9 protein-coding genes and 2 pseudogenes are annotated in these 10,729 nt (G+C 68.8%); 3 read left to right on the top strand and 8 right to left on the bottom strand.

The window, feature by feature from the left end:
- Positions 1–247 (top strand): annotated as a pseudogene (locus tag ACKOB8_RS04240) (hypothetical protein); the annotation flags it as partial.
- Here ACKOB8_RS04240 and ACKOB8_RS04235 read toward each other — a convergent pair.
- Complete coding sequence (locus ACKOB8_RS04235; RefSeq protein WP_526375968.1) at positions 248–1,021, bottom strand: alpha/beta fold hydrolase; 774 nt, start codon at positions 1,019–1,021, stop codon at positions 248–250. It abuts the pseudogene before it with no gap.
- A 55-nt stretch (positions 1,022–1,076) separates the two neighbouring features.
- Here ACKOB8_RS04235 and mhuD point away from each other — a divergent pair, with 55 nt between their 5' ends.
- Together mhuD and ACKOB8_RS04225 are read left to right on the top strand one after the other, a co-directional pair.
- Positions 1,077–1,391 carry a mycobilin-forming heme oxygenase MhuD gene (mhuD, locus tag ACKOB8_RS04230; protein ID WP_526375966.1) on the top strand — a complete coding sequence of 105 codons (315 nt, stop codon included), beginning with the start codon at positions 1,077–1,079 and terminating at the stop codon, positions 1,389–1,391.
- Positions 1,369–2,727 (top strand): serine hydrolase, encoded by a 1,359-nt coding sequence (locus tag ACKOB8_RS04225; protein WP_526375964.1) that lies wholly within the window; start codon positions 1,369–1,371, stop codon positions 2,725–2,727. Before mhuD ends, ACKOB8_RS04225 begins: the two co-directional genes overlap by 23 nt.
- A 33-nt stretch (positions 2,728–2,760) precedes the next feature.
- On the opposite strand, the gene clpC1 is transcribed toward ACKOB8_RS04225, so the two are convergent.
- The 7 genes and pseudogenes from clpC1 to ACKOB8_RS04190 form a co-directional block, all read right to left on the bottom strand.
- Positions 2,761–5,310, bottom strand: a complete 2,550-nt coding sequence (gene clpC1, locus ACKOB8_RS04220; protein ID WP_526375962.1) for an ATP-dependent protease ATP-binding subunit ClpC — start codon at positions 5,308–5,310, stop codon at positions 2,761–2,763.
- A gap of 251 nt (positions 5,311–5,561) precedes the next feature.
- Positions 5,562–5,903 (bottom strand): histone-like nucleoid-structuring protein Lsr2, encoded by a 342-nt coding sequence (lsr2, locus tag ACKOB8_RS04215; RefSeq protein WP_526375960.1) that lies wholly within the window; start codon positions 5,901–5,903, stop codon positions 5,562–5,564.
- 94 nt (positions 5,904–5,997) lie between these two features.
- The gene (lysS, locus tag ACKOB8_RS04210) at positions 5,998–7,521 is read right to left on the bottom strand and encodes a lysine--tRNA ligase (RefSeq protein WP_526375958.1); all 1,524 of its coding nucleotides are present in this window, start codon (positions 7,519–7,521) and stop codon (positions 5,998–6,000) included.
- 25 nt (positions 7,522–7,546) lie between these two features.
- Complete coding sequence (locus tag ACKOB8_RS04205; RefSeq protein ID WP_526375972.1) at positions 7,547–8,365, bottom strand: type III pantothenate kinase; 819 nt, start codon at positions 8,363–8,365, stop codon at positions 7,547–7,549.
- Between the two features lie 10 nt (positions 8,366–8,375).
- Complete coding sequence (panC, locus tag ACKOB8_RS04200) at positions 8,376–9,299, bottom strand: pantoate--beta-alanine ligase (protein WP_526375956.1); 924 nt, start codon at positions 9,297–9,299, stop codon at positions 8,376–8,378.
- A complete protein-coding gene (locus tag ACKOB8_RS04195; RefSeq protein ID WP_526375970.1) occupies positions 9,296–10,234 on the bottom strand; it encodes a Rossmann-like and DUF2520 domain-containing protein in 939 nt (312 codons plus the stop codon). Before ACKOB8_RS04195 ends, panC begins: the two co-directional genes overlap by 4 nt.
- 80 nt (positions 10,235–10,314) lie before the next feature.
- Positions 10,315–10,729, bottom strand: a pseudogene (locus tag ACKOB8_RS04190) (DUF6779 domain-containing protein); the annotation flags it as partial.

Genomic DNA, 10,729 nt, shown 5'->3' with positions numbered 1-10,729 from the left:
CGAGCTGACCAACCTGGTGCTGCTGTGCCCCTATCACCACCGCATGCACCACCGCGGCGCCATCACCATCACCGGACCCGCCGACACGCTGTCCGTCACCGACAACACCGGCCGGCCACTGCACCCGGGATCACTGGCGCGACCACCCAACACGCCCCCACCCACGGTGCGGCCCTACCCCGCACCGACCGGTGAACGCGCCCACTGGTGGTGGTACCAGCCCTTCCAGCCGTTCCGATCAGGCTAGTCAGGAGTCCCCGGGCAGCGCCCCCACAAATGACTCCACGGCGGCCCGATACCGGTCTGGCGCATCGTCGTGGACGAGATGACCGGCTCCGGGCACGTGCACATATCTCGCCCGCTCCCCGGCCAGTTGCGCCATCCGGCGCATCTGGCCGGGCGGTGCCACCGAGTCGCCGGCCTCGATGAGCAACGCCGGAGCGCGTACCGCCGCCCACTGCTCCCAGTAGTGACGGGTCCCCCACTCGGCGGCGATCTCGATCCAGCGGGCGGGCCTGCCGTGCAGCCGCCATCCCGTCTCCGTGCGGTCGAACGCCTCCAGAAAGTACCGTCCGGCGACCGGCCCGAATTCGGCGAGCACCTCCTGCTCCGAGTGAAACTCGGCCGGCAGGGTGTGCAGCCACGGCTCCCACGGCCCCGTCGTGCGCCCGACGAAATCTGCCGCCATGTCCTCGATCACCAGTGCGCGCACCAGGTCGGGCCGTGCGGCGGCGAGACACCACGAATGCAGCGCGCCCATCGAATGCCCGATCATCACCGCCGGGCCAGGCAGCTCCGCGACCGCGTCGCCGAGGTCGGCGACGAACCGCTCGGTGCTGATCGGTTCGGGATCCTCGACGTCGCGGCCGCGATGCCAGGGCGCGTCGTAGGTGTGCACCGAACCCAGCCGCGCCAGCCACGGCAGCTGTCGTGACCACGTGGTGCCGCGGCCCATCAGCCCGTGCACCAGCACCAGCGGCTGTCCGGTACCACCGCGGTGGGTCAGCAGTTCGGCGGTCACCGTTTCATCTTGCGCGGTCGGCCAACGCCCAGCGCGGACGCGGTAGCCTTTCGCCATGACCGTGGTGAAAATCAACGCGATCGAGGTGCCAGCCGGTGCCGGCCCCGAACTGGAGAAGCGGTTCGCCCACCGCGCCCACGCCGTCGACAACCAGCCGGGCTTCCTGGGATTTCAGCTGCTGCGGCCGGTTAAAGGCGAGGAGCGGTACTTCGTGGTGACGCAGTGGGAGTCCGAGGAAGCCTTCCAGGCCTGGGCTCAGGGCCCTGCCGTGCACGCCCACGCCGGCGAGCGGGCCAACCCGGTGTCCACCGGCGCCCAGCTGCTCGAGTTCGAGGTTGTGCTCGACGTTGCCGGCTCCGACAAGGCGTGAGCCGTCGCGGCCCGCGCGCCGCGCCGCCGCGCTCATCGCCGCCGCCCTCGCCGCGGCCGGCACCTCGGTGGGCTGCTCGCCGCCGCAGACGCCCTCGGCGAGCGCCGACGTCCAGATCGCCTTGAACACCCCCCAGGGCGTTCGCGCCAAACAGGTGATGGACATGCTCAACTCCGACTGGCCGATCGGTCCGGTCAGCGTCGATACCCTGGCCGCCGCCGACGCGGTCGAACCCGTCAGCGCCGTCATGGACCGGCTGTGGTGGGACCGGCCCTACCGCCTCAGCAGCGCCACCATCGGGGCCGGCTCGGCGACACTGAACGTGACCAACGCCTTCGGGGCGCACCAGCTCATCGAGTTGCGCACCGACGAACAGACCGAGGTGACCCGCTTGGGGGTCACCACCGAGAAGCCGGTCATCACCTCCTGGCGCGACGTCGACGCCGCCCTGGCCAGCACCGGGGCCCGCTTCTCCTACCAGGTCTCGAAGGTCGACGACGGCCGGTGCGAGCCGGTGGCGGGCGCGAACACCACCGAATCGCTCCCGCTCGCCTCGATTTTCAAGACCTACGTGCTCTACGCCGTCGCGCAGGCGGTGACGGCCGGCACAGTCGGCTGGGGTGACCTGCTCACCATCACCAGCGAAGCAAAGAAGCTCGGCTCCTCGGGATTCGACGAGCTCCCACCCGGATCGCGGATCACGGTGCGCCAAGCTGCCGGCAAGATGATCGCCACCAGTGACAACATGGCCACCGATCTGCTGATCGAGCGACTCGGTCCGGGTGCGATCGAGCGGGCGCTGGCCGACGCCGGCCACCACGATCCGGCGAGCATGACCCCGTTCCCGACGATGCACGAGATTTTCGCGCTCGGCTGGGGTGAACCGGACGTGCGCGACCGGTGGAAGAGCGCCGGACCGGATGACCGCGCGGCACTGTTGCGCGAGGCCGAGTCCCGGCCCTACGAACCCGATCCGCAGCGCACGCACTCGCCGGGTTCGGCGTACGGCGCGGAGTGGTACGGCAGCGCCGAGGACATCTGCCGGGTGCACGCCGCGCTGCAGCGCATCGCCGTCGGTGCCGCCGCGCCGGTTCGCGACATCATGTCCGAGATACCGGGTATCGACCTCGACCGCACCGAGTGGCCGTACATCGCCGCGAAGGCGGGCAACCTTCCCGGCGACCTGACGTTCAGCTGGTACGCGGTCGACCGGACCGGTCAAGCGTGGGTGGTCAGCTTTCAACTGAACTGGCCCCGCTATCACAGCCCCAACGCGGGCGCCTGGGTGATGACGATCGTCAAGCAGGTCTTCGCGATGCTGCCGGGCTACCGCTAGGCGAGAGCCGCGCGACCAGGACTGCTTCGAGGACTACTCGGTGGCGGTCGTCGGCCCCCCGGCCGAGCCGGCGCCGGCGTTGGCCAGATCCGGCTCGACGGTCTCCCGCTTGGGACCACCGGCGAAGGTGAACACCGCGTTCTCGACCGGACCCTCGCCGTCCCAGTTGTCGACATCCACGGTCACCAGCTGACCCGGACCGATCTCCTCGAAGAGGATCTTCTCGGAGAGCACGTCCTCGATCTCGCGCTGGATGGTCCGTCGCAGTGGCCGGGCGCCGAGCACCGGATCGAAACCACGCTTGGCCAGCAGAGCCTTGGCCTTGTCGGTGAGCTCGATGTCCATGTCCTTGGACTTGAGCTGCTTGGCGACCCGCCCCACCATCAAATCGACCATCCGGATGATCTCGTCCTGGGTCAGCTGGTGGAACACGATGATGTCGTCGATGCGGTTGAGGAACTCCGGGCGGAAGTGCTTCTTGAGCTCGTCGTTGACCTTCTGCTTCATCCGCTCGTAGTTGTTCTCCCCGCCGCCCTGCGTGAAGCCGAGTCCGACCGCCTTGGAGATGTCGGAGGTTCCCAGGTTGGAGGTGAAGATCAGCACGGTGTTCTTGAAGTCCACCGTGCGTCCCTGGCCGTCGGTGAGGCGCCCGTCCTCGAGAACCTGCAGCAGGGAGTTGTAGATCTCCTGGTGGGCCTTCTCGATCTCGTCGAACAGCACGACCGAGAACGGCTTGCGGCGCACCTTCTCGGTGAGCTGACCGCCCTCCTCGTACCCGACGTACCCGGGCGGAGCGCCGAACAGCCGCGAGGCGGTGAACCGGTCGTGGAACTCGCCCATGTCGATCTGGATGAGCGCGTCGTCGTCACCGAAGAGGAACTCGGCCAGCGCCTTGGACAGCTCGGTCTTGCCCACCCCGGAGGGTCCGGCGAAGATGAACGACCCGGACGGACGCTTGGGGTCCTTCAGGCCGGCGCGGGTGCGACGGATCGCCTTGGAGACCGCCCTGACCGCATCTTCCTGGCCGATGATCCGCTTGTGCAGCTCATCCTCCATGCGCAGCAGCCGGGTGGTCTCCTCCTCGGTGAGTTTGAACACCGGGATGCCGGTCCAGTTACCCAGAACCTCGGCGATCTGCTCGTCGTCGACCTCGGCGACGACGTCGAGATCCCCTGCGCGCCATTGCTTTTCCCGCTCCGCGCGCTGGGCGACAAGCTGCTTCTCGCGATCCCGCAACGAGGCAGCCTTCTCGAAGTCCTGCGCGTCGATCGCGGACTCCTTCTCCCGGCGGGCATCGGCGATCTTCTCGTCGAACTCGCGCAGGTCCGGCGGCGCGGTCATCCGGCGGATCCGCATCCGGGCACCGGCCTCGTCGATCAGGTCGATGGCCTTGTCGGGCAGGAACCGGTCGTTGATGTAGCGGTCGGCCAGCGTCGCCGCGGCAACCACCGCGGAGTCGGTGATCGAGACCCGGTGGTGCGCCTCGTAGCGGTCACGCAGGCCCTTGAGGATCTCGATGGTGTGGGCCACCGTCGGCTCACCCACCTGGACGGGCTGGAAGCGGCGCTCCAGAGCGGCGTCCTTCTCGATGTACTTGCGGTACTCGTCGAGGGTGGTCGCACCGATCGTCTGCAGCTCGCCGCGAGCCAGCTTGGGCTTGAGGATCGAGGCGGCGTCGATGGCGCCCTCCGCGGCGCCCGCCCCGACCAGGGTGTGCAGCTCGTCGATGAACAGGATGATGTCGCCGCGGGAGTTGATCTCCTTGAGCACCTTCTTGAGACGCTCCTCGAAGTCACCGCGGTAGCGGCTGCCCGCGACCAGCGAGCCCAGGTCGAGGGTGTAGAGCTGCTTGTCCTTGAGCGTCTCGGGGACTTCGCCGTTGACGATTGCCTGCGCGAGCCCCTCGACGACGGCGGTCTTGCCGACACCGGGCTCCCCGATCAGAACCGGGTTGTTCTTGGTGCGCCGGCTGAGCACCTGCATCACCCGCTCGATTTCCTTCTCGCGGCCGATGACCGGGTCCAGCTTGCCCTCCATGGCGGCCGCGGTGAGGTTGCGGCCGAACTGGTCGAGCACCAGCGAGGTCGACGGGCTGCCGGACTCCCCGCCCCGGCCTCCGGTGCCGGCCTCGGCGGTCTCCTTGCCCTGGTACCCGCTGAGCAACTGGATGACCTGCTGGCGGACCCGGGTCAACTCGGCGCCGAGCTTGACCAGGACCTGGGCGGCGACGCCCTCACCCTCACGGATCAGGCCGAGCAGGATGTGCTCGGTGCCGATGTAGTTGTGTCCGAGTTGCAGCGCCTCCCGCAGCGAAAGCTCGAGGACCTTCTTGGCGCGGGGGGTGAACGGGATGTGGCCCGAGGGGGCCTGCTGGCCCTGGCCGATGATCTCCTCGACCTGGGAGCGCACGCCCTCCAGGGAGATGCCGAGGGACTCGAGCGACTTGGCCGCCACGCCCTCGCCCTCGTGGATCAGCCCGAGCAGGATGTGCTCGGTGCCGATGTAGTTGTGGTTGAGCATCCGGGCCTCTTCTTGGGCCAGGACGACGACCCGCCGGGCACGGTCGGTAAATCTCTCGAACATCGCTACCTACCTGCTCTCCGTCGCCTGTGGGGCCGGTGCGCACCCGCAGCTGTCACCACTGGATAGGTCCACTGTAGTGGGCGGGTGCGAAGGTTTCTTACCCCAGCACCGGCCCTGGTTATTCAGCCGGCGCATAGCGGTATAACGCTTCGCTGGCGGATTCGTTTCCCGGGGAGCGCTTCGCGGTCGGCGAAACGCCCGCCGGATCCGGCGGATTCCCGGCCGGGCCGGGGCCAGGTCGCTGGAAAACCTCAGGTGGCGGCGTGGAACGCCTCGACGACCTCGGCGGGAATGCGCCCCCGGGTGGACACCTTGTGGCCGTTGCGCCGGGCCCATTCCCGGATCGCGGCGCTCTGCTCCCGGTCGATCGAACCACGCCCGCGGCCGCTGATCCCGCCGCGGCCGCGCCGGCGGCCCCCGACCCGGCGACCGGCGTCGATCCATTTCTTGAGATCGTCGCGGAGTTTTTGGGCATTTCGGGCCGACAGGTCGACCTCGTAGCTCACGCCATCGAGCGCGAATTCGACGGTTTCATCGGCGGGGCCGTCCCCGTCGAAATCGTCGACGAGGGTGACGGTGACTTTCTTGGCCATGATTTGATCCGTCCTTACTGAGCGCGCGCCCGGGGCTCAAGGAATTACTGCGGAACGTCGCACCCCGAACAATGCCACAATCGCATATGCAATTTCAAGAATCGCCGCCGTGGCGCCGCACAATCGGGAACAAAACCGTCTCCCTAATTGACCGGCCGGTGAGAACCATCAACAGCCGATCCACACCCATTCCGGTGCCGGTGGTCGGCGGCATGCCGTATTCCATCGCTGCCAGGAACTCCTCGTCGAGAACCATTGCCTCGGTATCGCCGGCAGCGGCCGCCCTGGCCTGGGCCTCGAACCGTTCGCGCTGCACAATCGGGTCGACGAGCTCGGAATATCCCGTCGCCAGTTCAATCCCGCGAATGTAGAGATCCCATTTCTCGGTCACCCCGGGAATGCTGCGATGCTGGCGGGTCAGCGGCGTGGTTTCGACCGGGAAATCCTTCACAAAAGTGGGGACCCCCAATGTTTTGCCGACGGTATTCTCCCACAGTTCTTCGACCAACTTGCCATGGCCATATCCGCGTTCCGGCGGAATCTCGATGTCGCGTTGCTCGGCGATCGTAAGTAATCGTTGCACCGGGGTGTCAGGGGTGATCTCTTCGCCCAGGGCGGCAGACAAAGACGGATACATTTGAATTACCGGCCATTCGCCGTCGAGGTCGTACTCAGTTCCGTCCGGCATCGGCACTGAGCGGGTTCCGATCGCGTCGTCGGCGACTTCCTGAATGATCTCCCGGGTAATTGTCGCGGAATCGTCATATGTGCCCCAGGCCTGGTACGTCTCGAGCATCGCGAATTCCGGCGAGTGCGTCGAATCCGCACCCTCGTTGCGGAAGACCCGGTTGAGTTCGAAAACCCGCTCGAGTCCGCCGACCACGCACCTCTTGAGGAAAAGCTCCGGGGCGATCCGCAGGTAGAGGTCGGTGTCCAGGGCGTTGGAGTGGGTGATGAAGGGCCGCGCCGCCGCGCCGCCGGCCAGGGTCTGCAGCATCGGCGTCTCGACCTCGACGAAGCCGCGGCGCTCCAGGCTGTCGCGCAGCGCCCGCACGACCGCGATCCGCTGGCGGGCGATCACCCGGGCCTGCGGCCGCACGATGAGGTCGACGTAGCGCTGCCGGACCCGGGCCTCCTCGGTCATCTCGCGATGGGCGACCGGCAGCGGTCGAAGCGCCTTGGCGGCCATCTGCCAGGAGTCGGCGAGCACCGACAGCTCGCCGGTACGCGAACTGATCACCTCCCCGTGTACGAAGACGATGTCGCCGAGGTCGACATCGGACTTCCAGGACTCCAGCGCGTCCTGACCCACCCCCGCCAGGCTGATCATCGCCTGCAGCTGGGTGCCGTCGCCCTCCTGCAGGGTGGCAAAGCACAGCTTGCCGGCGTTGCGGGCCAGCACCACCCGTCCGGCTACCCCGACCACGTCGCCGGTGGACGTGCCGGCGGCCAGATCAGGATGGGCGGTGCGGACCTCGGCGAGCGAATGCGTGCGCGGCACGGCGACCGGGTAGGGCTCCCGACCGGAGTCGAGCAGCCGTTGCCGCTTGTCCTGCCGGATCCGAAATTGTTCGGGGGTGTCCTCCCGATCGGCTTCCGGTGGACCAGCATCGCTCACGCCGAGCCAGCTTAGAGGGCGGGCTTCAGCGGCCGGCCTTGAGTCGGCCCCGGGGAGGATCCTGATTGCGCTCGTAGACCATACGCAGACCGTCGAGGGTGAGGTGGCGGTCGTAGTGATCCACGGTGCGCAGATCGGGAAGCATCAACGGCGCGCCGTAACCGGTGGCCAGCACCGTGACGTCGTCGCCGGCGCCGAACCCCTCCACATCGGCCCGGATCCGCGACACCAAGCCGTCCACGAGTCCGGCGAAGCCGAACACCGCCCCGGACTGCATGCACTCCACGGTGTTCTTACCGACCACCGAGCGCGGCCGCGCCAGCTCCACCCGCCGCAGTGCCGCCGAACGCGCCGCGGCGGCATCGGAGGACACCTGGACTCCCGGCGCGATCACCCCGCCAAGGAACTCCCCGCGGGCTGAGACGACGTCGACACAGATCGACGAACCGAAGTCCACGACGATGGCCGCCTTCTGATATTTGGCATGGGCGGCAAGGCAATTGACGATCCGATCGGCGCCGACTTCCTTGGGGTTGTCGACCAGCACCGGGATTCCGGTGCGGATTCCGGGTTCGATGAGCACATGCGGTATCGCGGGCCAGTACTGGTCGAGCATGACCCGCACCTCGTGCAGCACCGAGGGCACGGTGGACAGTCCGGTCGCGCCGCTCACCCGCTCGGAGTCGTCGCCGATGAGGCCGTCGATGATGAGCGCGAGCTCATCGGCGGTCACTTCCGACTCGGTGCGGATGCGCCAGTTGTGCACCACTTTGGCGTGATCACCCGATCCGGAGATCAGGCCGACCACGGTGTGGGTGTTGCGGACGTCCAGGGCAAGCAGCACCTTCATCCCCCTAATTGCGCCAAGTCATCGGCTCGGCATCGCCGGATTCCGGCTCGGACCCGCCGCCGGGCAGTTCCACCGCGATGTTGTCGATCAGCCGGGTGTCCCCGAGTCGGGCCGCCACCAGCAGCCGCGCGGGGCCGGACCGCGCGTCGGGCTCCAGCCACGGTCCGCGCAACTGCAGGTAGTCGACGCCGAGTGCGGGCACTTCGTCGAGCACCGCGCGGGCGGCGTCCAGCGTGGCCGCGGCGCCGCCGGAGGCGGCATACTTGCCGGCCAGCAGCGCGGCGGAGAGCGCACCGGCCTGCTCGCGCTCGTCCGGGCGAAGACGGCGGTTGCGCGAGGACATCGCCAGTCCGTCGGGTTCCCGAACGGTGGGCACCGCGACGATCCGCGTGTCGACATTGAGGTCGCTGACCATCTGCCGGATCAGGACGAGTTGCTGGTAATCCTTTTCCCCGAAGAACGCCCGGTCCGGCCCGACGATCTGCAGCAGCTTCAACACCACGGTGAGTACACCGGCGAAATGCCCGGGGCGTGCCACACCTTCGAGTTCGGCGCCCAGCGGGCCGGGGTGCACGGCGGTCCGGAAACCGTCGGGATACATCGACGACTCACTCGGTGTGAACACCACCTCGACGCCCTCGTCGGCGAGCAATTCGAGGTCGCTGTCCAAGGCACTGGGATAGGTCTCGAGATCCTCGCCGGCACCGAACTGCGAGGGGTTGACGAAGATCGAGACCACCACGACCGAGCCCGCCACCCGCCGGGCCGCGCGAATGAGGGCGAGGTGTCCGTCGTGCAGGGCGCCCATGGTCGGTACCAGCATCACCCGCCGTCCGGTGTGCCGCAGCGCCCGGCTCACGTCCAACACCGCCAGTGGCGTCGGATAGACGTTGAGTTCACCGGCGCTGAACTGTGGGGCTCTGCTCATCGCCGCGGCCGATTCTGCGTGGACCATTCGGTCAGCACCTCGAAGACCTCCTCGGGGGCATGGGCGCGTTGCGCGGTTCGCAACGAGTCGGCGCAATATGCCTGCGCAAGTTCGGTGTCCACGTCGGCGAGCGCCCCCAGGTGGGCCGACACCGCGGCGGCGTCGCCACGAGCGACGGGTCCGGTCAGCGCCGCCTGTCCGCGCTGCAGGGTGTTCTCCAGCGCGGCGCGGGCCAGCGGCCCGAGGATCCGCTCCGCCAGACCGCCCGGGGCGTCACCGATGAGTTCCTGCCCCAGCAGTTCCTGACCGGCCAGGGCCGCACGCAGAGCCGCGAGGGCGTCGCAGACCAGCGTGACGACGTGGTTGCTGCCGTGAGCGAGCGCGGCGTGGTAGAGCGGGCGGGCATCCTCACGAACCCGGAACGGCTCGCCGCCGATTTCGAGCACCAGTGACTGTGCGATGGCGTAACCGATCTCGTCGGACGCCGTGACCCCGAAACATGTGTCGGCCAGCCGGCCGAGGTCCTCGTCGGCCCCGGTGAAAGTCATCGCCGGGTGAATGGCCAGCGGAATGCAGCCCGCGGCGGTCAGCGGGGCGAGCACATCCACTCCGTTCGCGCCGGAGGTGTGCGCGACGATCGTCCCGCGGCGCACCGCCCCGGTCGCGGCCAGACCGTTGACCAGACCGGCAAGTTCGGAGTCGGGAACCGCGAGCAGCAGCAGTTCGGCGCGATCGGCGACCTCGGGCACCGGCAGGACCGCCGTGTCCGGCAGTCGCCGCTCGGCCAGTCGCCGTGACACCGCCGACACCGCACTGCAGGCGACGACGACGTGCTCGGCTCGCTCGAGCGCCATTCCCAGCGCGCTGCCGACCCGGCCGGCCGCCACGATCCCGACCTTCAGGCGGGCCGGGCGCAGTCCATTCGGGGTGCCCATCTCGTTGCGGACCTCACTGACTTCGGACCGTTCCGGTCCGCGCAGCGGGTACCGGACAGTCGGCAAGTGTATCGCCCGGATCAGCCCTCGCGGCGTCGTCGGCCGCCACCCGGCGACGGGTTGACCTGCAGCCGGGCCAGCAGGTCGGCCACCGAGTGCCCGCCGGTGTGCTGGCCCTGGGACTGTTCTGCACTGTCGCCCCCGGTGTCCTGCCCGGTGTCCTGCCCGGTGTCCCGGGCCGGGCCCGACGTGTCGCCGGCCGGCGCCGGCGGCGCGGGCGCCCAGGCAGGCGGAGGCGGGGGTGCCGGTGCCCAGGCCGGCGGCCCGGAGCGTTCGGCCGGCGCATCGTCGGCCGCGACCCGGTGCCGGCCGCGCGGGGGTGGCGGCATCGGCGGCAGACCGTCATAGGTGCGGTCCGCCCGGCGGTGCGATCCGCGGTACCCCTGAGGTTCGCCGACGCTCGCAGGCGCCGCCGGGGGTGGCGGCGCCTGCGAG

The organism is Mycobacterium sp., from assembly GCF_046091765.1.
GTDB lineage: Bacteria > Actinomycetota > Actinomycetes > Mycobacteriales > Mycobacteriaceae > Mycobacterium.
The sequence above is the reverse complement of the archived record's forward strand: the minus strand, read 5'-3'. Positions and strand labels throughout refer to the sequence as shown.

Excerpts from the sequence above, each read along its gene's own strand:
- clpC1 (WP_526375962.1), bottom strand. The coding sequence starts at position 5,310 with ATGTTCGAGAGATTTACCGACCGTGCCCGGCGGGTCGTCGTCCTGGCC.
- mhuD (WP_526375966.1), top strand. The coding sequence starts at position 1,077 with ATGACCGTGGTGAAAATCAACGCGATCGAGGTGCCAGCCGGTGCCGGC.
- ACKOB8_RS04195 (WP_526375970.1), bottom strand. The coding sequence starts at position 10,234 with ATGGGCACCCCGAATGGACTGCGCCCGGCCCGCCTGAAGGTCGGGATC.
- panC (WP_526375956.1), bottom strand. The coding sequence starts at position 9,299 with ATGAGCAGAGCCCCACAGTTCAGCGCCGGTGAACTCAACGTCTATCCG.
- lsr2 (WP_526375960.1), bottom strand. The coding sequence starts at position 5,903 with ATGGCCAAGAAAGTCACCGTCACCCTCGTCGACGATTTCGACGGGGAC.